At 66.4% G+C, this 21267-nt stretch carries 24 protein-coding genes; 11 read left to right on the top strand and 13 right to left on the bottom strand.

Going from position 1 to position 21267, the window contains the following annotated elements:
* Nucleotides 1-83 precede the first annotated feature (83 nt).
* The 6 genes from hisI to ACMGDH_RS08570 all read left to right on the top strand — a co-directional run bounded on the left by hisI (nt 84) and on the right by ACMGDH_RS08570 (nt 5985).
* Nucleotides 84-446: a phosphoribosyl-AMP cyclohydrolase gene (gene hisI, locus ACMGDH_RS08595; RefSeq protein ID WP_436827532.1), complete on the top strand. Its 363-nt coding sequence runs from the start codon at nt 84-86 to the stop codon at nt 444-446.
* Entirely contained in the window at nt 443-940 is a 498-nt protein-coding gene (locus ACMGDH_RS08590; RefSeq protein WP_436827531.1) for a hypothetical protein, read from the top strand. Before hisI ends, ACMGDH_RS08590 begins: the two co-directional genes overlap by 4 nt.
* A gap of 120 nt (nt 941-1060) precedes the next feature.
* The gene (locus tag ACMGDH_RS08585) at nt 1061-1885 is read left to right on the top strand and encodes a chromate resistance protein ChrB domain-containing protein (RefSeq protein ID WP_436827530.1); all 825 of its coding nucleotides are present in this window, start codon (nt 1061-1063) and stop codon (nt 1883-1885) included.
* On the top strand, nt 1882-3285 hold the full coding sequence (gene chrA, locus ACMGDH_RS08580) for a chromate efflux transporter (RefSeq protein WP_436827529.1): 1404 nt from the start codon (nt 1882-1884) through the stop codon (nt 3283-3285). The genes ACMGDH_RS08585 and chrA overlap by 4 nt, the downstream gene beginning before the upstream one ends.
* 462 nt (nt 3286-3747) lie before the next feature.
* A complete protein-coding gene (locus ACMGDH_RS08575; RefSeq protein ID WP_436827528.1) occupies nt 3748-4173 on the top strand; it encodes a MerR family transcriptional regulator in 426 nt (141 codons plus the stop codon).
* A gap of 9 nt (nt 4174-4182) precedes the next feature.
* Nucleotides 4183-5985 carry an acyl-CoA dehydrogenase C-terminal domain-containing protein gene (locus ACMGDH_RS08570; protein ID WP_436827527.1) on the top strand — a complete coding sequence of 601 codons (1803 nt, stop codon included), beginning with the start codon at nt 4183-4185 and terminating at the stop codon, nt 5983-5985.
* A gap of 9 nt (nt 5986-5994) precedes the next feature.
* On the opposite strand, the gene ACMGDH_RS08565 is transcribed toward ACMGDH_RS08570, so the two are convergent.
* The 3 genes from ACMGDH_RS08565 to ACMGDH_RS08555 form a co-directional block, all read right to left on the bottom strand.
* Nucleotides 5995-7365, bottom strand: coding sequence for a cell wall hydrolase (locus tag ACMGDH_RS08565; RefSeq protein ID WP_436828224.1), 1371 nt, complete (start codon nt 7363-7365; stop codon nt 5995-5997).
* A gap of 214 nt (nt 7366-7579) precedes the next feature.
* Entirely contained in the window at nt 7580-8500 is a 921-nt protein-coding gene (gene cysK / locus ACMGDH_RS08560) for a cysteine synthase A (protein ID WP_436827526.1), read from the bottom strand.
* A complete protein-coding gene (locus ACMGDH_RS08555) occupies nt 8497-9819 on the bottom strand; it encodes an MFS transporter (RefSeq protein WP_436827525.1) in 1323 nt (440 codons plus the stop codon). Before ACMGDH_RS08555 ends, cysK begins: the two co-directional genes overlap by 4 nt.
* A gap of 185 nt (nt 9820-10004) precedes the next feature.
* Here ACMGDH_RS08555 and ACMGDH_RS08550 point away from each other — a divergent pair, with 185 nt between their 5' ends.
* A complete protein-coding gene (locus ACMGDH_RS08550) occupies nt 10005-11060 on the top strand; it encodes a sensor histidine kinase (protein WP_436827524.1) in 1056 nt (351 codons plus the stop codon).
* A gap of 21 nt (nt 11061-11081) precedes the next feature.
* Here the strand turns inward: ACMGDH_RS08550 and ACMGDH_RS08545 are convergent, their stop codons facing one another.
* The gene (locus tag ACMGDH_RS08545; protein WP_436827523.1) at nt 11082-11603 is read right to left on the bottom strand and encodes a glycine zipper 2TM domain-containing protein; all 522 of its coding nucleotides are present in this window, start codon (nt 11601-11603) and stop codon (nt 11082-11084) included.
* Between the two features lie 280 nt (nt 11604-11883).
* On the opposite strand from ACMGDH_RS08545, the gene ACMGDH_RS08540 reads away from it, so the two are divergent.
* Complete coding sequence (locus tag ACMGDH_RS08540) at nt 11884-12231, top strand: hypothetical protein (RefSeq protein ID WP_436827522.1); 348 nt, start codon at nt 11884-11886, stop codon at nt 12229-12231.
* A 42-nt stretch (nt 12232-12273) separates the two neighbouring features.
* On the opposite strand, the gene ACMGDH_RS08535 is transcribed toward ACMGDH_RS08540, so the two are convergent.
* From ACMGDH_RS08535 to ACMGDH_RS08505, 7 genes are all read right to left on the bottom strand, one after another.
* Nucleotides 12274-12738, bottom strand: coding sequence for a hypothetical protein (locus ACMGDH_RS08535; RefSeq protein ID WP_436827521.1), 465 nt, complete (start codon nt 12736-12738; stop codon nt 12274-12276).
* 63 nt (nt 12739-12801) lie between these two features.
* Nucleotides 12802-12963 carry a hypothetical protein gene (locus ACMGDH_RS08530; protein ID WP_436827520.1) on the bottom strand — a complete coding sequence of 54 codons (162 nt, stop codon included), beginning with the start codon at nt 12961-12963 and terminating at the stop codon, nt 12802-12804.
* A gap of 52 nt (nt 12964-13015) precedes the next feature.
* Nucleotides 13016-13408 carry a SpoIIAA family protein gene (locus ACMGDH_RS08525; RefSeq protein WP_436827519.1) on the bottom strand — a complete coding sequence of 131 codons (393 nt, stop codon included), beginning with the start codon at nt 13406-13408 and terminating at the stop codon, nt 13016-13018.
* Between the two features lie 55 nt (nt 13409-13463).
* Complete coding sequence (locus tag ACMGDH_RS08520; RefSeq protein WP_436827518.1) at nt 13464-13886, bottom strand: type II toxin-antitoxin system VapC family toxin; 423 nt, start codon at nt 13884-13886, stop codon at nt 13464-13466.
* Complete coding sequence (locus tag ACMGDH_RS08515; protein ID WP_436827517.1) at nt 13886-14131, bottom strand: type II toxin-antitoxin system Phd/YefM family antitoxin; 246 nt, start codon at nt 14129-14131, stop codon at nt 13886-13888. The genes ACMGDH_RS08520 and ACMGDH_RS08515 overlap by 1 nt, the downstream gene beginning before the upstream one ends.
* 374 nt (nt 14132-14505) lie before the next feature.
* On the bottom strand, nt 14506-14919 hold the full coding sequence (locus ACMGDH_RS08510; RefSeq protein ID WP_436827516.1) for a hypothetical protein: 414 nt from the start codon (nt 14917-14919) through the stop codon (nt 14506-14508).
* Between the two features lie 12 nt (nt 14920-14931).
* Nucleotides 14932-17238, bottom strand: coding sequence for an ATP-dependent helicase (locus tag ACMGDH_RS08505; RefSeq protein WP_436827515.1), 2307 nt, complete (start codon nt 17236-17238; stop codon nt 14932-14934).
* 105 nt (nt 17239-17343) lie between these two features.
* Here ACMGDH_RS08505 and ACMGDH_RS08500 point away from each other — a divergent pair, with 105 nt between their 5' ends.
* Together ACMGDH_RS08500 and ACMGDH_RS08495 are read left to right on the top strand one after the other, a co-directional pair.
* Nucleotides 17344-17745 carry a GFA family protein gene (locus tag ACMGDH_RS08500; RefSeq protein WP_436827514.1) on the top strand — a complete coding sequence of 134 codons (402 nt, stop codon included), beginning with the start codon at nt 17344-17346 and terminating at the stop codon, nt 17743-17745.
* A 49-nt stretch (nt 17746-17794) separates the two neighbouring features.
* Complete coding sequence (locus ACMGDH_RS08495; protein WP_436827513.1) at nt 17795-17974, top strand: hypothetical protein; 180 nt, start codon at nt 17795-17797, stop codon at nt 17972-17974.
* A 12-nt stretch (nt 17975-17986) separates the two neighbouring features.
* Here the strand turns inward: ACMGDH_RS08495 and ACMGDH_RS08490 are convergent, their stop codons facing one another.
* Complete coding sequence (locus tag ACMGDH_RS08490; RefSeq protein ID WP_436827512.1) at nt 17987-18172, bottom strand: hypothetical protein; 186 nt, start codon at nt 18170-18172, stop codon at nt 17987-17989.
* 141 nt (nt 18173-18313) lie between these two features.
* Here ACMGDH_RS08490 and ACMGDH_RS08485 point away from each other — a divergent pair, with 141 nt between their 5' ends.
* Nucleotides 18314-19948 carry a hypothetical protein gene (locus ACMGDH_RS08485; RefSeq protein WP_436827511.1) on the top strand — a complete coding sequence of 545 codons (1635 nt, stop codon included), beginning with the start codon at nt 18314-18316 and terminating at the stop codon, nt 19946-19948.
* Between the two features lie 11 nt (nt 19949-19959).
* On the opposite strand, the gene ACMGDH_RS08480 is transcribed toward ACMGDH_RS08485, so the two are convergent.
* Entirely contained in the window at nt 19960-21087 is a 1128-nt protein-coding gene (locus ACMGDH_RS08480; protein WP_436827510.1) for a cytochrome-c peroxidase, read from the bottom strand.
* Nucleotides 21088-21267 lie beyond the last annotated feature (180 nt).

Raw genomic sequence — 21267 nt, 5'->3', positions numbered from 1 at the left:
GGCAATGGCCCGATGCGGGGCAATGTGCAAGCTGTGGCAAGCCACGGCTTCCGCAGGTGTGGTGGGCAGGCTAAAGCGGCCGGATGGCCGACGAACGCGATAGCACGCTTGCCCTCGATCCCAAATACGACGCCGCCGGACTGATCACCGCGGTCGCGACCGATGCCGCCACCGGCGAGCTGCTGATGCTCGCGCACATGAATGCCGAGGCGCTGGCGAAAACGCTCGAGACCGGCGAAGCGCATTTCTGGTCGCGCAGCCGCGCGCGCCTGTGGAAGAAGGGCGAGACCTCCGGCCATGTGCTCCGCGTGGTCGAGGCGCGGATCGATTGCGATCAGGACGCGCTCTGGCTCAAGGTCGAGCCCCACGGCCCCGCCTGCCACACCGGCGAGCGCAGCTGCTTCTTTCGCCGGATCGAAGATGGAAGGCTGGTCCGCGACGCATGAGGGCAGGGGCGCCGCTCGCAGCTCTGCTCCTCGCCGCCTGCTCGGGCGGTCAGCCGCCGGGCAATGCGCAGCAGCCGCAGGACCTCGAAAGCGCCGCGATAGAACGCGGGCTCGTCCGCGATCCTGCCGAGGGGGACATCGCCGGCGTCTACGCCCGTGACGCTGATCGCCTGTGTATCGTGCCCGAAGGCGACGCCTACCGGATCGGCGCGCATGTCGACTACGGCGACGGGATCGCCTGCAGCGCCACCGGCACGCTCCACCGCAGCGGCGCCCGGCTCCGCGTCCGTTTCGGCAGCGGCGAGGCGTGCAGCTTCGACGCGCACCTCGACGGCGACAATATCCGCTTCCCGGGCGTGCTGCCGGACGGCTGCAAAACCTTCTGCCGCGGTCGCGCCTCCTATGCCGGGCTCGAAGCCGCCCGGATGAGCGAATCGACAGCCGAGGCCCGGGCGATGCGCGACACCGCCGGACGCCGGCTCTGCGGAAGCTGACCCTCAACGCGCCATTGACACGCGCCTGAAGCCGATGCTTATTATTCGCATGGGGACGGCGGTCTCCCCACGAGGCGACAGCCAAAGAATCGCGTCCTGCTTCTTATGGAAGGACGCCTCATGCCCTCGTTGAACAGTATCGCCCCTGACAAGCTGGCACGCCTGATCGGGACTCCCGGGTCGCCCGCCGTGATCGACGTCCGGACCGGCGAAATGCCTCATTTGATCCCAAGCGCCATCCAGCGTAGCGCCAGGGCAGTAGAGCAATGGGGACCGGCGCTCGCCGGCTCCGCTGCCGTCATCGTCGATGAAGACGGCCAGGCATCGGCGCACGGCATAGCTGCCTGGCTCCGAACCGAAGGAGTCGCAGCCGAAGCCCTGGAGGGCGGGCACGCGGCATGGCGTGCTGCCGGGCTGCCGCTCCTCGACACCGCGAAGCTGCCGCGCCGGGACGCACAGGGCCGCACGCTCTGGATCACCCGCGCCCGGCCGAAGGTCGATCGCATCGCCTGCCCGTGGCTGATCCGGCGCTTCGTCGATCCGAACGCGCGCTTCCTCTACGTGCCGCCGGCCGATGTGGTTCGCACAGCGAAGGAACTCGACGCGGCGGCTTTCGATGTCGCCGACGACGCGGTGTTCTGGAGCCATCGCGGCGATCGCTGCACTTTCGATCTCATGGTCGAGGCGTTCGGCCTCGGCGACTTCCCTGCGATCGACTATCTCGCCACGGTCGTGCGCGGCGCGGACACCGCCCGGCCCGAGCTGGCGCCTGAGGCCGCGGGGCTGCTTGCGGTCTCGCTCGGCCTTTCGCGCATGTACGCAGACGATCTCGAGCAGCTCGATGCCGGCATGCTCGTCTATGACGCGCTCTATCGCTGGTGCCGCGACGCGCGCGGCGAGACGCACGACTGGACCTCGCACAAGCCGCGCGAGGTGCGGGCATGAGCACCGTGACGCTGGATACTGCGGTCGCGTCCACGCGGCCCGAACCGGTGACGCTCGGCCAGGCCTTCTGGGTGTGGCTACGGGTGGCAATGCTCTCGTTCGGCGGCCCCGCCGGGCAGATCGCAGTGATGCACCGCATCCTGGTCGAGGAGAAGCGCTGGATCGGCGAGCAGCGATTCCTCCACGCGCTCAACTATTGCATGCTCCTGCCGGGGCCAGAGGCGCAGCAGCTCGCCACCTATGTCGGCTGGCTGATGCACCGCGCGAAGGGCGGCATCCTCGCGGGTGTGCTGTTCGTGCTGCCCGGCGCAATCTCGATCATGGCGCTCAGCTGGATCTATGTCCTCTACGGCAAGCTCGGGATCGTCTCGGCGCTGTTCTTCGGATTGAAGGCCGCGGTGCTGGCAGTGGTGCTGCAGGCAGTGGTGCGGATAGGCAGCCGCGCGCTGCGCTCCAACGCCGCCCGGTCGCTGGCCGTGGCCGCCTTCGTGCTGATCTTCTTCCTCGGCGTCCCCTTTCCGATGATCGTGCTCGGGGCGGGGCTGATCGGCTGGTGGGCCGGACATAAAGGCCATGCTGCCTTTCGCGGTGGCGGCGGACATGGTGCAGGCAAGGGGCCGATCGTCGCGGACGCCGATACGCTGCTCGGAGAGGAGCTGCCCGCGCACGCGCGCCCAACCTGGCGCGCAACGGTGAGCACGGCCTTGCTGTGGCTGGCACTCTGGCTGGTGCCGGTAGTCGCGCTGGTGGTGACCTTAGGGCCGGATCACGTGTTCAGCCGCATCGCGACCTTCTTCTCGACGATGGCCGTGGTGACCTTCGGCGGGGCCTATGCGGTGCTCGCCTATGTCGCGCAGCAAGCCGTCGAGAACTACCACTGGCTGCAACCCACGGAGATGCTCGACGGGCTCGGAATGGCCGAGACCACTCCGGGGCCGCTGATCATGGTGCTCCAGTTCGTCGGCTTCCTGGGTGCCTATCGCGACGCAGGGGGGCTCGATCCGTTGCTCGCCGCGACGCTCGGCGGCCTGCTGGCGACCTGGGTGACCTTCACGCCCTGCTTCCTGTGGATCTTCTTCGGTGCGCCGTTCATCGAGCGGCTGCGCGGCAACGCAGCGGTATCGGGCGCGCTTTCGGCGATCACCGCGGCGGTGGTTGGCGTGGTGCTCAATCTGGCGATCTGGTTCGCGCTGCACACCCTCTTCCGCGCCACGGTGCCGATACGCCTCGGACCGATTGGCTTCGATGCGCCGGTGCTCGCGAGCATCGATCCCTGGGCACTGGCCCTCGCGGCGGGGGCGGTTATCGCAGTGATCGGGTTGCGCGCCGGCGTGATCACGACGCTCCTGGCGACTTCCGTTGCGGGGATATGCCTGCACTTGGCCAGGCTGATCGGCTGATGCTCGGTGTCGAACGCAGTGAGGAGCCGGGCCGCTAGCGGGCGGACTGGCTGGCTCGATGCTGGCATTGGCTTGGAAGAGGGCTTCCAAAATAGGATTTGTTCTGCTTTCGTTCGAATATGCGCAAGCAGCAAGATCCTCTTCGATCACATCGGGCCGCATCGGCGTCGCGCGGCCGGAGCGTAGTTGTTGCGAAGCTGGAGCGTCAGCGGCGCGTGGCTGGAGCGTGCGTGGCGCGTGGGCGTCGCTTCACTGTAGCGTGGGTGGCGCGTCGGTGGCGCGTTGGTGTCGCGTAAGTGGCGCGTCAGTGTAGCTTCGCTGGCGCTTCCCTGTCGCTTCGGCGAAAAAACGCAATATCGAGTCAACGGAGTCAACCGAACAGCTCGCAACTTCGATGACCGGGCTACGGCGTAGGTGCGTCAATTACTTGACGTTCACGTAAAGGGAAAGTACGAAAGCAGCATGTCCGCTACTGCCTTTCCGGTCGAGGCCCTGGCGCCAATCGAGGCGCGTCCCGACAAGGACGCTTTTTCCATCACCGATCTCTGCGCCGAATTTGCGGTCACCCCGCGCGCGCTCCGCTTCTACGAGGATGAGGGGCTGATCTCGCCCGAGCGGCGCGGCACGCAGCGCATCTACTCGCACCGCGATCGCGCCCGGCTTGCCTGGATCCTGCGCGGCAAGCGTGTCGGGTTCAGCCTCGCCGAGATCAAGGAGATGATCGATCTCTACGACATCGGCGACGGCCGCCGTGTGCAGCGTCAGGTGACGCTCGAGCGTTGTCTCGATCGCATCGCACTGCTCGAGAACCAGAAGCGCGACATCGATGCCGCGATCGCCGAGCTCCAGCAATTCGTCGAGCTGATCAAAAGCCGCGACGTCCAATGAGGATCTGAAATGCCGCAATATACTCCGCCCGTCCGCGACACGCGCTTCATTCTGGATCGGGTCATCGGGCTCGATCGCTACGCCAATCTCCCGGGCTTCCAGAATGCGACGCCCGATGTCGTGGAAGCCGTGCTCGATCAGGGCGGCCAGTTCGTCGCCGACGTGCTTTTCCCGCTCAACCAGGTCGGAGACCAGCATGGCTGCACCCGGGGCGACGATGGCAGCGTCGTCACGCCTCCGGGCTTCAAGGAGGCGTACCGGCAGTTCGTCGAGAGCGGCTGGGGCACGCTGAGCGCGCCGGCGGAGTTCGGCGGGCAGGAGATGCCGCACATCGTCTCCACGGCGTTCCAGGAATATATGATCTCGGCCAACATGGCTTTCGCCATGTATCCGGGCCTCACCCACGGCGCGATCGCTGCGCTGCTGGTCAAGGGCTCGGCGGAGCAGAAGGCGCAGTACGTCCCCAAGATGGTGTCGGGCGAGTGGGGCGGCACGATGAACCTCACCGAGCCGCAATGCGGCACCGATCTCGGCCTCATCCGCACCCGCGCCGAGCCGCAGGCGGACGGCAGCTATTCGATCACCGGCACCAAGATCTTCATCTCCTCCGGCGAGCACGACCTGACCGAGAACATCATTCATCTGGTGCTCGCCAAGACGCCCGGCGCGCCGGAGAGCACCAAGGGCATTTCGCTGTTCGTGGTCCCCAAGTTCCTGGTCAACGAAGACGGCTCGCTCGGTGAGCGCAACGCCGTCTCCTGCGGCTCGATCGAGCACAAGATGGGCATCCACGGCAATTCGACCTGCGTCATGAACTATGACGGCGCGAAGGGCTGGCTCGTCGGCGAGGAGATGAAGGGCCTCGCCGCGATGTTCATCATGATGAACGCGGCGCGGCTGGGCGTGGGCCTTCAGGGGCTCGCAGTCGGGGAGACCGCGTACCAGAATGCCGTCCAGTACGCCGGCGACCGCCGCCAGGGTCGCGCGCTCACCGGGCCCGCCGAGCCCGGCGAGAAGGCCGATACCCTCTTCGTCCATCCCGACGTGCGCCGGATGCTGATGGAAGCCAAGTCGCTGACCGAAGGCTTGCGCGCGCTGTGCCTGTGGGGAGCGCTCCAGGTCGATCTCGAACATTCCGCCGCGAGCGAGGAGGAGCGCCAGCTCGCGGCCGATCTGGTCGGACTGCTCACCCCGGTCATCAAGGGCGTCGGCACCGATATCGGCTACAAGGTCGCGACCGACGCGCAGCAGGTCTATGGCGGCCATGGCTACATCGCCGAATGGGGCATGGAGCAGTATGTCCGCGATGCCCGCATCTCGATGATTTACGAGGGCACCAACGGCGTCCAGGCGATGGACCTCGTCGGGCGTAAGCTCGCGATGAACGGCGGCCGCGCCGTCCAGGCTTTCTTCAAGCTGGTCGGCGAAGAAGTTGCCGCGGCTAAGGGCGACGAGAAGCTCAAGGATTTCGCCGAGGCGCTGGAGAAGGCACTAGGGCATCTGCAGGGCGCGACGATGTGGCTCGCGGCCAACGGCTTCCAGAACCCCAACCAGGTCGGCGCGGGTGCCTATCCGTACATGCAGCTCACCGGCACGGTGGCGCTCGGCCTCATGTGGCTGCGCATGGCCAGCGCTGCGGTCGGGGCGCTGGGCGAGGGCGGTGACAACGCGAAGTTCCTCGAAGCCAAGCTGGTCACCGCCCGCTTCTACGCCGAACGCTTCCTTCCCGAGGCCGGCGCGCTCCGCCGCAAGGTCGAGGCTGGCAGCGAAACCGTGATGGCGCTGGACCCGGAGATGTTCCGGGCAGCGTGACGCGCCGGCCTAGCGGGGGTCCGCCGGCGGGGCGGGGGTAGGCGCTGGCTTGATGACGGGAAGGGTCAGGACGACTGGGGCTTCCTTGCGGCGGACGCCCGTCAGCGGCGCCGGTCCTACGGATGCGGCGGGCACCGCGCCAGGCGTAGGCGTTGGGCTCGGGACGATCAGCGGCTGCACCACAGGCGGCTGGACGCGCATGCACTGGAGCGGGCTAGGGCGCTTGAACTGCTGGCAGTTCCACAGCGCCTTGGCATAGCCCTGGGCAGTGTCGCGCAGATAGCTGAACGACATCGCCGCCGTCTGCGCCGGCGTGGCAGGAAGCTTGGCAGGCTTCTGTGCTGAATCGGTCCAGGCCATGAACTTGCAATAAAGCCGTTCGCCGCAGGTCTTGATCGCCAGCGCCGCAAAGGCATCCGGGTTCATCTTGCGGTCGAGCGTGACCAGAAAGTGGTTCGCGTCGAGTCCGGTCCCGGCGGGCGGGGGCACCGCGCTGTCGGGAATGGTCGCGGGGTCGATGATCGAACCGTCGCCCTGGAGCGCTTCGAACGCGGTGCTGCCGTCGTCGTGATGCGCCGGAGACAGCCGCGCCATCTTGGGCACATTGGGCTCAGAGGCCACATAGCTGCGGTTGAATGCCGGCGGGGTTCCCCACCAGCCTGCCCAGCGGAAGAACAGGTGGGTGTCCACCGCGGTGATCTTGTCGAGGCTGGAGCTCCAATAGGGCACCACCCAGTTGGTGTGATAGTGCGTCGCGTGCCCCACCGGCTTGTAGACCGAGCCGTTCAGCGCCAGCCGGGCAACATCCCGGGCTCTCTGCCAGACAGCCGGGCTGGGGGCGTAACGCAGCATCGCGCCGTCGCAGGTAAAGGTGAACTGGCAGCCAGTGCTGCGCTCGGCACCCTGGAAGACGACACCGCACACGGTCTTGGGAAAGGCAGGGTGGCGCACTCGATTGATCACCACCTGGGCCACCGCGCGCTGCCCCACTGCATCATCGCCCGCCTCATAATAGACGGCGGCAGCGAGGCAATCGACTGCCCGCGCCTGACTGTCGCCGCTGCCGTACAGACGGAAGGCACGGGCTGCGGGATTGGGTGCGGTGGAGAAGGGAATGCCGGCGTTGATCGCCCGCGCATCCTCGGGTGCCACGGCCTGGAGCTTGAGCGGCTCGACCGGCGGCAGCTCGGCCTGGGGGACGACGCGTTTGGAGATGACCACGGGCGGGCGCTTGTGGACTATGGGACGCGGCGCATTGATCACAATCAGCGTCGGCACGGTGATCGCCGCGAGTGCGATCAGGCCGAGCAGAAGCCGAAGCACCGCCCCGCGCCGCGGCTCGGGCGCAGGTGCCAGCACTTCGACCTTGGGCGCTTGCATCAACATGGTGCCGCCTTCGCCTCAGCCAAGCCGGCGGATGCGACGCGAGATGCGGGAAACAAAGGCACGATCGAGGGGCAAGCAAGGCTCCTTGGGAGGGTCGCCGCCCTTAACGCAGAAGGATGCGCGTGGGAACCATTGCGGCGCCGGAACGCCGCAATGGAGAGGTCGGTCCCCGCCCGGTCGGTTCGGCGGGGAGGCGGCGGCAGAGCGATCAACTCTCCGGGAGGAAGTCCGGAACGCTCAGATAGCGCTCGCCCGTGTCATAGTTGAACCCGAGGACGCGCACCCCGTCGGGCAGGTCGGGCAGCTTCTGGAGGATCGCGGCGAGCGTCGCACCCGAGCTGATGCCCACTAGCATGCCTTCCTCACGGGCGGCGCGCCGCGCCATGTCCTTCGCCACGTCCGCGCCGACCTTGATCACCCCGTCGATCGCATCGGTATGGAGGTTCTTGGGCACGAAGCCCGCGCCGATGCCCTGGATCGGATGCGGTCCCGGCTGCCCGCCCGAGATGACCGGCGAGAGTTCGGGCTCGACTGCGAAGACCTTGAGGTTTGGCCAGGTCTTCTTCAGCATCTCCGAAACGCCGGTGATATGCCCTCCGGTTCCGACACCAGTGATGATGACGTCGATGGGAGTGTCGCGGAAATCGTCCAGGATCTCTTGCGCCGTCGTGCGGACATGGACTTCGACGTTCGCGGGATTCTCGAACTGCTGCGGCATCCAGGCGCCGGGCGTAGTCTCGACCAGTTCCATCGCGCGTTCGATGGCGCCCTTCATCCCCTTTTCGCGCGGGGTGAGGTCGAATGTGGCACCATAGGCGAGCATCAGCCGGCGCCGCTCCAGCGACATACTCTCGGGCATGACGAGGACGAGCTTGTAGCCCTTGACCGCCGCGACCATCGCGAGCCCCACGCCGGTGTTGCCGCTGGTGGGCTCGACGATCGTACCGCCGGGCTGGAGCTGGCCCGAAGCCTCCGCCGCTTCGACCATCGAGAGCGCGATACGATCCTTGATCGAACCGCCGGGATTGGAGCGTTCGGACTTGATCCAGACCTCTGCGCCCGGGAATAGCTTCTGCACCCGGATGTGCGGCGTGTTGCCGATCGTCTCCAGGATCGTGTTGGCCTTCATGTCGAAGTCTCCTTTGGCGTGAACTCGAGTGTGGCCGGAGGATCGAAGGTGCGAGCCTGCCTGAGCTCAGGAAATAGCTTCGCCCATAGCATCGTGACAAGGATCGCGCCGATGCCGCCGCCGACGACCGCGGCCACCGGCCCGATCAGCGCGGCCAGAAAGCCGGATTCCGCTTCGCCCAGCTCGTTCGAGCCGGAGACGAACAGCGTCGAGACCGCGCCCACGCGGCCGCGCATCTCGTCCGGCGTATAGAGCTGGATCAGCGACTGGCGGACGTAGACCGAGACCATGTCGGCAGCGCCCAGTGCGAAGAGCGCGACGAGCGATACCAGCACCGCAGGAGCGAGGTCGTGCCCGACGGCCGCAGAACCGAATATGGGCAGCAACAGCGGCGCCGACGCCCCGAACACCACCGTCGCCAGACCGAACGCCGCCACCGCCAGCAGCATCTTCTTGCCTACCTCGCGTTTCAGCGGGCGGAAGGAGAAGAGTACCGCGACCGCCACGGCGCCTAGAGCCGGCGCGGCGCGCAGATGGCCGAGCCCAGCGGCGCCGACGTGGAGGATGTCGCGCGCATAGACCGGAAGCATCGCGGTCGCGCCGCCGAGCAGCACCGCGAACAGATCGAGCGAGATCGCGCCGAACACCAGCCGATTGCGCTTCACATAGCGCAGCCCGTCGGCCATCTGCGACCAGGGGTTGCCGGGGAACTTGGCAGCGCTCCGCGGCACCGGCGTGATCAGCAGCAGCATGACAAATGAAAGCACGAAGAGCCCGCCAGATACGGCATAAGGTAGCCAGGCTGTGGCGGCGTAGAGATAACCGCCCATTGCCGGCCCTACGACCGTGCCCGCCTGCCAAGCTAGCGCACTGAGCGCGATTGCGGTGGGAAGGATCTCCTTCGGCACCAGATTGGGCGCTAGCGCCTGGAGTGCGGGGCTGGCGAAGGCGCGCGCCACGCCGAGCAAGGCGGCAATTCCGAACAGCGCGGGAAGGCTGATGGTGCCGGACCAGGTGAGCCAGGCGAGGCTCAGCGCACAGAACGCCTCGAGCGCGAGCGCGGCGCGCGCGATCCAGCGCCGATCAACCCGGTCTGCAACCCAGCCTGCCACGAGCGACAACGCCAGCAGCGGCAGGAACTGGGCGACGCCGATCAGCCCGAGCTGGAAGGCGGCGGCCTTGATGCCCATCGATGCGCGGGCGATGTCGTAGACCTGCCAGCCGATCACGATCACCATTGCCATTTGGCCAAGCGTGGCGGCGAGGCGGGCAATCCAATAGGCGCGGAAGTTCGGAACCGAGAAGGGATGTGCGGCCATCGGCGCTGCCTTAGGCACCGCTGCGCCGCGGACGCAACATGGATCGGGTTTGTCACCCCCGATCATCAGGGTGAATGACCGATGCAGGTTAGTGTCATCCCCTAGGATCGGACCTATGCAACATTGCCGAACAAATATAAAACTCAACGAGTTGGCGGCTCGCTCCGCCAGGACGGGGGCCAAGGATGACGCAGTTCGCCCCTGGCGGGGGAACAATGGGGGATGCGGTGCGTGCCTTCGACTGGGCATCGACGCCGCTAGGTCCCCGTGACGCTTGGCCGCCGGAGCTCAAGACTGCCGCGGCGCTCGTCCTCGAATCGCACTTTCCGATGGCGCTCGTCTGGGGCCCGGGGCTTACCACCATCTCCAACAATGCCTTCCTGCCGATTCTGGGCGGCAAGCCGGAGTCGCTCGGCCACAGCTTCCGAGACATCTGGAAGGAGGCGTGGCCGCTGATCGGCCCGATGGTAGAGCGTGCGCTTGCGGGAGAGGCGACCTACCTCGAGGATTTCGAGCTCGACGTGGCGCGGGGCGACGGCGATGCGGTCGACAAGGCATGGTTCACCTTCTGCTACTCCCCCGTCCGACTGGCCGATGGGACGGTGGGCGGGATGATCGACACGGTGGTGGAGACCACCGCAATCGTCCGATCCCGCCGCGAGAGCGAGGTGCTGCGCGACGAGCTTGCCCACCGGCTCAAGAACACCATGGCGATGGTACAGTCGCTCGCGCGGCGAACGCTCAAGGGGCTGGATGACCGCGAGGTGGTCAAGACCTTCGAGAAGCGGATCGTCGCGATGGGGCAGGCGCATGAAGCGCTCGCCCGCGGCGGCTGGCAGAGCGCATCGCTGGGCGAGCTCGCCGACGGGCTGCTCGCGATGCACGGCGACCGCTTCGACGTGAAGGGACCCCAAGTCGCGCTGGGCGCGTCCGCCACGCTGCGCCTCTCGCTCATCCTCCACGAGCTTGCCACCAACGCGGCCAAATATGGTGCGCTCTCGGTGCCCGAGGGGCGGGTCCAGCTCGAATGGCGGATCGAGCCGACGCCGCGGGGCGACGAGCTCGCGCTGTGCTGGCGCGAGCATCGCGGCCCCCCGGTCACCCCGCCGACCCACACCGGCTTCGGCACGCGCCTGATCGACATGGGCCTGATCGGCGGGTGCAAGGTCGAGCGCCGCTACCCGGCCCACGGCGTGGAAGTGGACCTGCGCGTGTCGGTCGCCTATCTCGCCGACCGCTGAACCCGCGCAGGCCTGCATCCATCAGCGGCAGCGGATCTGCTGCTGGTTGCGCTCGACCTGGCTGCCGAGCGCGCCGCCGGCGATCGCGCCGAGCAGCGTTCCCACCGTGCTCGACCGGCGCCCGGCGATCACGTTGCCGAACAGCCCGCCGGCGGCCGCGCCGACGATGAGACCGGTCGTGCCGTCGCTGCGGCGGCAGTAATAGCGGCCGTCGTCGCCACGATAGACGCGCTCGTCGGACGCAAGCACGCGCTCCTGATAATTGCCCGAACGATAATCGCGTGCCGGATCGTAATCGGAATCGTCGTAGCGCTCTTCATAGCGGCCATCGCCCGCATCGATGCGGGTGGCCTGATAGCGGCGATAGCGTTCGAGCGCGTCCTGGAATGCCCGATATTCGGTATCGAAGCGGCGCTGTGCCTCCTCGAACCGCTCCTCCTCGTCCTGCGAGCGGCTTTCGTAGCGATAGGCCGTCTGCGCTGCGGCGGGCATCGCGGTGGCCACGGTGGCGGCAGCGGCCGCGGCGAGGAGGAGGGACTTCATCGAATGGCTCCTGACTGGTTACTGGGCCCATGGGCCGGCGTGCTGGTGTTCGGCGAGGGCGGCTGTAGCTTTGCTGAACGTAGATTTGGGGGAGGCGGTTGTTGGTTCGTTGCGTCCTCCCCCTCCGTCAGGCTGCGCCTGCCACCTTCCTCTGGCGGGGGAGGATAGAGGCTGGGAGAAGCCCCATCTTGCGCCGCGCGGGCCGATGCGGGATCAAGCGGGTCCGGAAGCGTTTACGGCCGGTCTTGCTGCGATGCAGCATTGTTGCCATATGGAATTGATGAAGTTGAGCCTCGAACCCGATCCCGTTTCGCCCCAGACGATGATCCCGACCGTGCTCGAGGCGATCGTGCGCCTGCGCTGCCTCTCGATCACGTACAACCGCACCCGGATGATCCTGGCGCCGCATATCCTCTACGGCCGAAACGGCGGGCTCTACATCGACGGCGTGGTCATTTCGCGCGAAGGAATGATCCCGCGCGAGGAGAAGGTGGGGAGCTTCAAGCTCGACGGCCTCAAGGACCTGACTTTGCTCGAACGCGAATTCGCAGTGAGCGCGCTGTTCGACCGCAGCCTCGACAAGTACCAGGCCGAGACGCTGATGGCGGTGGAGCCGCCCGCGGCCTGACGGGGGCGCACCCAGTTTTGACTCTTTTGGCGAGAACGCGATTCATCTCGCAACTTTGTTGCGTGGACGCAGGGGTGGGGGCGGCGATCCGTTGAGTGCTGCGAACGCGAGCCGATAGTCGAAGCTGCGGCGCATGCCGACCTGCTTGCCCCGGTAGAAACGCGGCGTGACGACGCCGTTGAGCGCGCGATCCATGGCGTGCCCGAACATCTCGTCATAGCCCATATGGAGCGCCAGATTCCACGCGGCCGCGAAGCTCTCCGCGCCGGGCCGGCTGCGGAGATTGTAGGCGGACTGCTTGGTCATGCCCACCGCGCGGGCGGCGTGGAGCACGCTGCCCATCGCAGCGAGCGCGGCAATGAAATTGCGCTGGCGCTGCGGCGACCAGCCATTGTGCTGGATACGGCCCAGCGGAACGGGCGTGAAGGCGAGGAGATCGGCATCCTCGGCTTCGGGCGGAGCGTTCGGGACGGCGAAGGGCTCACGGGGGTGCGGCGACTCGGTCATCGACGAGTCTATCCCAGACGAAATCCTACATTGGAAGGGGCAACGAACGCCGGCGCGTGCGGGTCAATCCTTGCGGAAATCGGGCTTGCCGTCGGCATCCTCGGGATAGTCGTCGGGCGAGACGCTGGCCTGGTTCTTGACGGCGCGAAGCTCCTCGGCGGGGCGATCGCCGCCCTTCTTGAGCTCGCCGCCGGGCTTGTTGGGCTGGGCTTGCTTGTCGGTCATGGCGGGAGAACGCGTGGGACGTGGTGCAGTTGCGTGAACGCGGGCGGTGCCCTCAGGCCGAGGGGTGCGCCACATCGGTGTGGCGGAGCAGCCATTCGCGGGCGTGCGCAGCTTCGTGGCGCTCATAGACTTCATAGTGAAGGCCGGGGATCAGCGCGCTTTCGATCCGGCTCGCGGCGCGCACCCAGCCCGCATCGGCGACGATCGCGACGCGCTCGACCTGGCGGATCAGCCGGAAAAGGCTAGGGAGGTGCTTCAATTCTTCGGTGATCGCCGAAAGCGCGATCGAAGGCGAGCCGCGAACATCGGCAAGGATGTCGAGCTTGGGCATATCGTCGAGGATCGCCCAGAGGCGATTGAGCGCGGGTCCGACATCGGCGGCGGTGAACCGGCCTTCGGCGACGATCTCGATCGCGCGGGAGGAGAGGGGGGTGATGGTGAGCATGCTTGTCTTCCCTTTGCGTTTCGCGAGTAACGCGCGTCGGGGCGGGAAGATGCCGCTAGAATCGCTCGACGGGGACGCCCAGCTCCAGCGCAGCATTCGCCATGCGCTTGTCGAAGGTTGCAAGCCGGCACCCGGCGTCGCGCGCGATCGCCAGGTGCAGCGCATCGCCGCCACGCAAGCCGAGATCATAGCGATCGGCGATCTGCGCAGCCTTCTCGAAATGCTCGTCCTCGACCGCGAGCGTGAGGAAGCTGGCTTCGCGCAACACGTTCCATGCCGCGAGCGCGGCTGCGCGCCTGTCGAGCGTGAGCGCGTTGCTGCGGACCTTGAGCGCGAGCGCGCTCGATACTTCGGTGACGACCCAGCCGGAGATGAAAAGCGAGCCAACCGGCTGCCGCGCGAACCATGCATCCGCCTGCTCGCTATGTTCCTCGGGCGTGAGCAGCGCGACCGCGAGCGACGCGTCGAGATAGATCATCAATAGCCGGAGTCGCGCATGCGGCGGACGAGATCGGCCGCGGATTCCTGCTGATAGGGCATGGTCTCGCGCAGCTTGCGGAGTGCTTCGACGTCCACTGGCCGGAGCTCGCGCTGCTTCTTCGGGGGCACGAGCCGCGCGGCGGGCTTGCCGCGGCGGGTGATCTCAATGCTCTCGCCCGCCTCGACTCGATCGACGATCTCGCTGAGGCGCGCCTTGGCGTCGGCTAGGTTGATGCGTTCCATGGCGGGGCGGGGCTCCTGGCTATGTCTGTGACGATATCGAATAATGTCAGTGCCGCCAAATGTGGGTTGATAATTTCAGAGGATCAGTGCCGAGTTTTCCTGCTCCCAGGCTTTGATGTCACGGTAACATGACTCCACCGCTACCGGCGCCGAGACCTTGATGAGCATGAATGTGCTTACCAGAACTCTATAGAAATAGCTCGGCGCTTGCTCAACGTAGGCGCGTCGGGCGAGAGGATCTGTAATGCCTTCCAGGTCAAACTTCGGTGGTGGTCCATGAACCATAGCCATGATGGGCGCTGACCGACCGTGTATGTAATCTGAATATGCCTGATGGATTTGTCGAGCTGCTCGATCTGCAGTTGAGGGGTCATCTAGGCCACCGCAACGATGAACGAAGGCTCGAATATTCTTCCGACGAACTGGGGAGGCCCGTCAGCTTCTCCTTCACGCCAAAAATATTCTAAGTACGCGTCGTGCTGATCCGTCCATCTAGAATGCACAATGGCGAGAGATATATATGAAATGTCCTCCGACAGTTCATCGAGAACGCGGAACATAAGTCCAACTTCTTGCAAGAATCCCTTCGCTATAAGATAATCGATGCACTTCAACCCTGTAATCGACCGTGCAAGCTTCTGCAAAAGCGCCTGCTGCGGCTGCTTTTCTACGAAACGCCAGTTGTAGGCGTTCTCCCACGGAACCCATTGTGCCGGAGGAATATGTGCTTCGGCTACGCGGAAATAGGTTTCGCCAATTTGAAGTGCATCAAGGCAGGCCTTTCGCATTGACGTTCTTACTCACCCCACCGTGACAAAACTATCCATAACCCGCTTCCGCCCCGCCACTTCAAAATCGATCTCGAGCTTGTTGCCTTCGATCTCGGCGATCACGCCGTAGCCGAACTTCTGGTGGAAGACGCGCATCCCCAATGACAGGTCCTCGCGGGGCTTGGCGCCGAAGCTCACCGCAGACGCGCGGCTCTCCAGCACGCGGGCGGGTTCGCGCGAGAAGGTGCGCTGGGTGAAGCTGCCGCCGGGGTTCTTCGCGTCGACGCCCGCGGCGCGCTGCCAGCCGGGGCCGCGGCCGGTGCCTCGGCCGACATCGGCGAAGGGATCGGCGCGCTCGGACCAGTTGGCGCGCCACAGGCTCTCGCCGCCCGACATGGTGGTCTCGCTCTCGACATGCTCCTGGGGCAGCTCGGCGACGAAGCGGCTGGGGAGCGATGACGTCCATTGGCCGTAGATGCGGCGGTTGGCGGCGTGGAGGATCGTCGCCTGCCTGCGGGCACGCGTGATTGCGACATAGGCGAGGCGGCGCTCCTCCTCCAGGCTGGCGAGCCCGCCTTCGTCGAGCGCGCGCTGCGAGGGGAAGATGCCTTCCTCCCAGCCGGCGAGGAACACGGTGTCGAACTCGAGCCCCTTGGCGGCGTGGATCGTCATGATCGTCACCTTGGGCTCGTCGGCCTGCGCTTCGTTGTCCATCACGAGGGAGACATGCTCGAGGAAGGCCGTGAGGCTTTCATACTCCTCCATCGCGCGGACGAGCTCGCCCAGGTTCTCCAGCCGGCCCGCGGCTTCGGCGGTGCGATCGGCCTGCCACATCGCCGTGTAGCCGCTCTCGTCGAGGATGATGCGCGCGAGCTCGGGGTGGGGGAGGGTGTCGCCCATCGCGCGCCAGCGGGCGATGTCACCGATCAAATTGCCCAGGCTGCGGCGGGCCTGGGGGGTGAGCTCATCGGTATCGAGGATGCGCGCGCCGGCGCTGGTGAGGGGAAGGTCCTGCGCACGGGCGAACTGGTGGACCTTGGCGATGGCCTTGTCGCCGAGGCCGCGCTTGGGGACGTTGACGATGCGCTCGAAGGCGAGGTCGTCGGACGGCTGGGCGACGACACGCAGATAGGCGAGCGCGTCGCGGATCTCCTGGCGCTCGTAGAAGCGGAAGCCGCCGATGATGCGATAGGGGAGGCCGATCGCGATGAACCGGTCCTCGAACTCGCGGGTCTGGTGCTGGGCGCGGACGAGGATCGCGGTGTCGTCGAGGGAGAGGCCGCCGCGCTGGAGGCTCTCGATCTCCTCGCCGACGCGGCGCGCCTCCTCGGGCCCGTCCCAGACGCCGAGGACCTTGACCTTCTCGCCCGCGTCCTTCTCGGTCCACAAGGTCTTGCCGAGGCGGCCGCCGTTGTTGGCGATCACGCCCGATGCGGCGGCGAGGATGTGCGGCGTGCTGCGGTAATTCTGCTCGAGGCGGATCACCTTGGCGCCGGGGAAATCCTTCTCGAACTTGAGGATGTTCTCGACCTGCGCGCCACGCCACGAATAGATCGACTGGTCGTCGTCACCGACGCAGCAGATGTTCTTGCGCTCCTGCGCGAGGAGGCGGAGCCAGAGATACTGGACGCTGTTGGTATCCTGATATTCGTCGACAAGAATATAGCGGAAGCGGTTCTGATAGCTCTCCAAAACATCGCGGTGCGTCTTGAGGATCACCAGCATGTGGAGGAGCAGGTCGCCGAAGTCGCAGGCGTTGAGCGTGCGCAGGCGCTCCTGATATTGCGCATAGAGCGACTGGCCGCGGCCATTGGCATAGGCCTCGCTTTCGCCGGCATCGATGTCGGCGGGGCTCAGGCCCTTGTTCTTCCACTGGTCGATCAGCCCGGCGAGCTGGCGCGCGGGCCAGCGCTTTTCGTCGAGATCGTTGGCGGTGATGAGTTGCTTGAGCAGGCGGAGCTGGTCGTCGGTGTCGAGAATCGTGAAGTTGGACTGGAGCCCGACGAGCTCGGCGTGGCGGCGGAGCATCTTCGCGCCGATCGCATGGAAGGTGCCGAGCCAGGGCACGCCCTCGACCGCTTGCCCCACGAGCCGGCCGACGCGCTCGCGCATCTCGCGTGCGGCCTTGTTGGTGAAGGTGACGGCGAGGATTTCGCTGGGATAGGCGCGGCGGGTCCAGAGCAGGTGGGCGAGGCGCGCGGTGAGCGCGGCGGTCTTGCCCGTGCCGGCGCCGGCGAGGACGAGCACCGGGCCTTCGGTGGTGAGCACGGCTTCGCGCTGGGGCGCGTTGAGGCCCTGGAGATAGGGTGCGTCCTGGGATTCCGCAGGGAGAGTCATCGGCGAACAGGTAGGGAACGGAGGCGAGGAGGGCAACACAAAAGGGGTTGTCCGCGCGACCGGAGCCAGATAGAACAAAAAGGGATCACAGAGGGAGAAGAGGCCATGGCGATCACCGGCAAATGCCACTGCGGCGCGATCCGCTATTCGGCGGAGGGAGCGCCCGAGCACCATGCGCTGTGCCATTGCACCGATTGCCGCGGCTGGTCCGGCGCCCCGATGGCGGGGTGGATCGCCTTCAAGGAGGAGCAGGTGACGATCGAGGGCGAGCCGCAGAGCTACAAATCCTCGGATCTCGCGGTGCGCCAGTTCTGCGGGCGGTGTGGCACCGGGCTCTTCTACCGCAACCCGACCTATCTGCCGGGGATCGTCGACATCCAGTCGGGGACGCTCGACGATGCTGCCAGCAACGCGCCGGGCGCGCATATCGTGGTCAAGGAGCGGCTGCCCTGGATGGCACAGATGCACGAGCTGCCCGAGTTCCAGACCTATCCGGGGATGGACTGAGGCCGCGCAGGCGATTGCGGGCGGGCGGCGGAGCGCCTAACGGGGCGGCATGAACTGGCGGAACCGTAAGCTGCGCCTCGCGCTCGTGCTGGCGCTCGCGATCTTCTCGGCGGTGGTGGCGTGGCGCACCAGCCAGGCACCTACCCCCAAGCCCTGCGAGCCCGGGCGGCACGAGGAGAAGGACGCGAGCGGCAAGGTGGTGAAGATCACGCGGACGCACTGCCGCTAGGCTGCGGCTGGATCAGGTGCTGCGGATGCAACTCTCGATCGCCTTCGCCGCGACCTCGAGGCTGAAGCGGACGCCCTGGGTGTCGGCGCGCAGATCGGCCTTCACATGATCGACCGGGTTCCACACCGCGACCAGCGCACCCGCCGCGAGGGCGAACAGGCTTGCGAACACGAACCGACGTCCCGCTGACTCGCGCATCGCCCGACTCTCCCTCTTCCGGCGCTGTTGCGTTGACGTTCGCTACGACAGCGAAACTGTCAGAGGGATGAACGGGGGGCTGCGCGCACGGGTTCGTTACAGGTAGTGGATTGCGACAAACGGTAGCGTATGCTGGCGGCCATGAGCCACCATTCTATTCCGGGCGATGCACGGACTTCGCCTCTCCTTTCGCGCCGCCGCGCGCTGGCAATGCTGTCGTCGTCCGCCGTCGCCGCCGCATGCAGCAGCGGTGGCGGTTCGCCCACACCTTCTCCGACGCCGACACCAACTCCCACTCCCACGCCAACGCCGGCTCCCACGCCGGTTTCAGGACCCGCGTGGTTCGGCTTCGGCCGCGATGCGCAGCACACGGCGGTGAGCGCGATCGCGTCGCAGGATCTCGGGCGCATCGCTTGGTCGGCCGCAGTCGACCTTGCGCCGCAGTACACGCCTTCCGGTGCGCTGCTCACGCATTACGGATCGCCGGTGGTGACGACCAACAACACGGTGGTGATCCCGGTGAAGACGGCTGCGACCGGCGGGTATCGCGTCGAGGGCCGCGATGGCACCACAGGCGCGCTGATCTGGCAGACCACCACCGACTATGTCATGCCTCCGCGCAACTGGCTGCCGCCGTACAGCGTGCTCCTCACCCAGCAGGGGCGGCTCTATGTGCCGGGAGCGGGCGGCAAGCTGCTGATGCGCACCGACGGCGATTCGGCCAGCGGCACCTTCACCCCGCATCTGTTCTACGGTGCGGCCGCATACAACGCCAATCCCGCGGCCTTCGACGCCACCGTCTTCATCAACACCCCGCTGACGGCCGACGCGACGGGCAACATCTTTTTCGGCTTTCACGTGACCGGCACCAATCCCGCAGGGCTGGTCAGTGGCATCGCGCGTGTCGCCCCGGACGGCGCAGGCACCTGGGTCAGCGCGGCGACCGCTGCAGGCGATCCCACGATCCAGAAGCCGGCGATGAATTGCGCGCCCGCGATCTCGATCGACGGCGGCACGGTTTACATCGCGGTGAACAGGGGCGCGCCCGGCTCCGTGCAAACGGGCTTGCTGCTCGCACTCGACAGCGTGACGCTCGCGACCCGCGGCAAGGCAGTGCTGACGGATCCGAACCTGCTCACGCCGGCGCGCGTCAGTGACGATGGCACCTCCTCGCCGGTGATCGGCTCCGACGGACGTGTGTTCTACGGCGTGCTGGAATCGACGTTCCCGACGCACAATGCCCGCGGCTGGCTGCTGCAGTTCGACTCGCTGCTCAACCCGGCCGGTGTTCCGGGCAGCTTCGGCTGGGACGTGATGCCCAGCGTGATCCCGGCTTCGATGGTGCCATCCTATACGGGCGCATCGACTTACCTGCTCGCGCAGAAATACAACAATTATTACGGCGTAGGCACCGGCGACGGGGGCAACCGAATGGCCGTGCTGGACCCGACGGCGAGCCAGGCGGACCCCATTGTGCCGAGCGTCCAGGTGATGCGCGAAGTGCTGACGATTCTGAGCCCCACGTCGGACGGCGTCTCCCCTGCGGGACGCCGCGAATGGTGCATCAATACGATGGCCGCGGACCCGTTGCGAAGATCGCTCCTCGCGAACAACGAGGACGGCGTGCTGTATCGCTGGGACCTGACGACGAACACATTGACACAGAGCCTGAGGCTCAACACCGGTCTCGGCCAGGCCTATACGCCGACGCTGGTGGGTGCGGACGGCGCGGTGATCGCGATCAGCAACGCGAGGCTCTATTCGATTCGAGCTTAGGCTCCCGAGCTTCAGCGACGGAACGGGTCGCTGAAGCGAGGATCGGTCGTGAGCGCGCGGTCGTTGAGGGTCATCAAAAAGGCGACCAGCGCTGCCCGATCGGCCGCGCTGAGGTTCAGACGCAGCGGTCTGCCGTCCCGCCGCAGGCGATCGTCGAGCGCGGGGCCGCTTTGAATGCCGTGGTCGTAGAACGCGACGACCTCGGCCAGCGTCTCGAAACGACCATCATGCATATAGGGGCCGGTCAAGCCTACATTGCGCAGCGACGGAGCCTTGAACAGGCGCGTCTCGCCGGCATCCAGGCCGTTGCTTTTCGCGTTCGCTGCCAGAGCGAAGGTCGGGGGAAGATGGCAGGAGGAGCAGCCGGCGCCACCCTCGGCGATGCGCGTCATGAACAAGTGTCGCCCGCGATTTTCATGCGGCGTGAAGTTCGGCAGGTCGACGTCGAGGGCGCGGTTCGGGGCGGTGGGCGAGAAGACCTTTGCATAGCCTTCGTCCCAGCGGCTCGAGCTCGAGATCATCGCGCGGACGAACTGAGCAAGTGCCTGCTGGATGCGCGGCTCGGTGATCGCCTTGTCGCCGAAGGCCCAGGCGAAGAGATCCGGGTAATAGCCGGTCCTGCCCATCTTGAGGATCAGGGCATCGAAACCTCCCGCGGCTCCGCCCCAGCCCATTTCGACGAGGCTGTGGATCGGAAGGCTCGCCTGCGCCTCCACGCTCGCCGCGCGCCGATCCCAGAAGGTGGAGCCGGGCTGCCAGTAGCGAAGGTTGCCGAGCCGCATCGCGTGAAAGTCGGTGGTCGCGGCGCCGCTGATCCCGTTGCTGAACCGCATCGAGTCGGTGAAGCCGAGCGCCTGCTGGTGGCAGGAGGCACATGAGGCCCTGTCGTTCGTGCTCAATCGCAGATCGTAGAACAGCACCCGCCCGAGCGTCGCCACCCGATCATCGATGATGTTGGAGGCTGGGCTGTTATCCAGCGCCGTCACGGTCTGATCGAAATAGGCCGGGAGGGCTGGAGCCGAGTAATTGGCGACATTTGCGAAATCGATCGTCGTGCGTTCCGCCACGCCGGCAGGAGTTGCGGACCGATCCGCGCCGCCGCATGCCGCCAGCGCGAACGCCGTCGTCAAGGCGCTCACGACCAGTATTCCGAAGTTCACCGCGCCCATAGCTACCCCTCTACCCGTCGGGCAGCGTAACGTTGTTTTAGCTGAGGAGCGACGCCGTTCGAGCCGCGCTCTCGTTGGCGTGGCAGTTGGCCCGCGTTGAATCCGCGGCGCTGGTGCCCTATATTTTCGGTGCGGCGACCACGTTCCCGC

This window comes from Sphingomonas radicis, assembly GCF_051400635.1.
Classification (GTDB): domain Bacteria; phylum Pseudomonadota; class Alphaproteobacteria; order Sphingomonadales; family Sphingomonadaceae; genus Sphingomonas.
Note: the sequence above shows the minus strand (reverse complement) of the source record. Positions and strands in the feature narration are given on the sequence as shown.

Bases quoted from the DNA above. Each gene is read 5' to 3' on its own strand.
- ACMGDH_RS08575 (WP_436827528.1), top strand. From the start codon at position 3,748: ATGTCCGCTACTGCCTTTCCGGTCGAGGCCCTGGCGCCAATCGAGGCG.
- ACMGDH_RS08495 (WP_436827513.1), top strand. From the start codon at position 17,795: ATGAACTGGCGGAACCGTAAGCTGCGCCTCGCGCTCGTGCTGGCGCTC.
- ACMGDH_RS08490 (WP_436827512.1), bottom strand. From the start codon at position 18,172: ATGCGCGAGTCAGCGGGACGTCGGTTCGTGTTCGCAAGCCTGTTCGCC.
- ACMGDH_RS08520 (WP_436827518.1), bottom strand. From the start codon at position 13,886: ATGATCTATCTCGACGCGTCGCTCGCGGTCGCGCTGCTCACGCCCGAG.
- ACMGDH_RS08485 (WP_436827511.1), top strand. From the start codon at position 18,314: ATGAGCCACCATTCTATTCCGGGCGATGCACGGACTTCGCCTCTCCTT.
- chrA (WP_436827529.1), top strand. From the start codon at position 1,882: ATGAGCACCGTGACGCTGGATACTGCGGTCGCGTCCACGCGGCCCGAA.
- ACMGDH_RS08510 (WP_436827516.1), bottom strand. From the start codon at position 14,919: ATGCGAAAGGCCTGCCTTGATGCACTTCAAATTGGCGAAACCTATTTC.
- ACMGDH_RS08535 (WP_436827521.1), bottom strand. From the start codon at position 12,738: ATGACCGAGTCGCCGCACCCCCGTGAGCCCTTCGCCGTCCCGAACGCT.
- ACMGDH_RS08570 (WP_436827527.1), top strand. From the start codon at position 4,183: ATGCCGCAATATACTCCGCCCGTCCGCGACACGCGCTTCATTCTGGAT.
- ACMGDH_RS08525 (WP_436827519.1), bottom strand. From the start codon at position 13,408: ATGCTCACCATCACCCCCCTCTCCTCCCGCGCGATCGAGATCGTCGCC.
- ACMGDH_RS08585 (WP_436827530.1), top strand. From the start codon at position 1,061: ATGCCCTCGTTGAACAGTATCGCCCCTGACAAGCTGGCACGCCTGATC.
- ACMGDH_RS08550 (WP_436827524.1), top strand. From the start codon at position 10,005: ATGACGCAGTTCGCCCCTGGCGGGGGAACAATGGGGGATGCGGTGCGT.
- ACMGDH_RS08530 (WP_436827520.1), bottom strand. From the start codon at position 12,963: ATGACCGACAAGCAAGCCCAGCCCAACAAGCCCGGCGGCGAGCTCAAG.
- hisI (WP_436827532.1), top strand. From the start codon at position 84: ATGGCCGACGAACGCGATAGCACGCTTGCCCTCGATCCCAAATACGAC.
- ACMGDH_RS08590 (WP_436827531.1), top strand. From the start codon at position 443: ATGAGGGCAGGGGCGCCGCTCGCAGCTCTGCTCCTCGCCGCCTGCTCG.
- ACMGDH_RS08500 (WP_436827514.1), top strand. From the start codon at position 17,344: ATGGCGATCACCGGCAAATGCCACTGCGGCGCGATCCGCTATTCGGCG.
- cysK (WP_436827526.1), bottom strand. From the start codon at position 8,500: ATGAAGGCCAACACGATCCTGGAGACGATCGGCAACACGCCGCACATC.
- ACMGDH_RS08555 (WP_436827525.1), bottom strand. From the start codon at position 9,819: ATGGCCGCACATCCCTTCTCGGTTCCGAACTTCCGCGCCTATTGGATT.
- ACMGDH_RS08565 (WP_436828224.1), bottom strand. From the start codon at position 7,365: ATGCAAGCGCCCAAGGTCGAAGTGCTGGCACCTGCGCCCGAGCCGCGG.
- ACMGDH_RS08505 (WP_436827515.1), bottom strand. From the start codon at position 17,238: ATGACTCTCCCTGCGGAATCCCAGGACGCACCCTATCTCCAGGGCCTC.
- ACMGDH_RS08515 (WP_436827517.1), bottom strand. From the start codon at position 14,131: ATGGAACGCATCAACCTAGCCGACGCCAAGGCGCGCCTCAGCGAGATC.
- ACMGDH_RS08540 (WP_436827522.1), top strand. From the start codon at position 11,884: ATGAAGTTGAGCCTCGAACCCGATCCCGTTTCGCCCCAGACGATGATC.
- ACMGDH_RS08545 (WP_436827523.1), bottom strand. From the start codon at position 11,603: ATGAAGTCCCTCCTCCTCGCCGCGGCCGCTGCCGCCACCGTGGCCACC.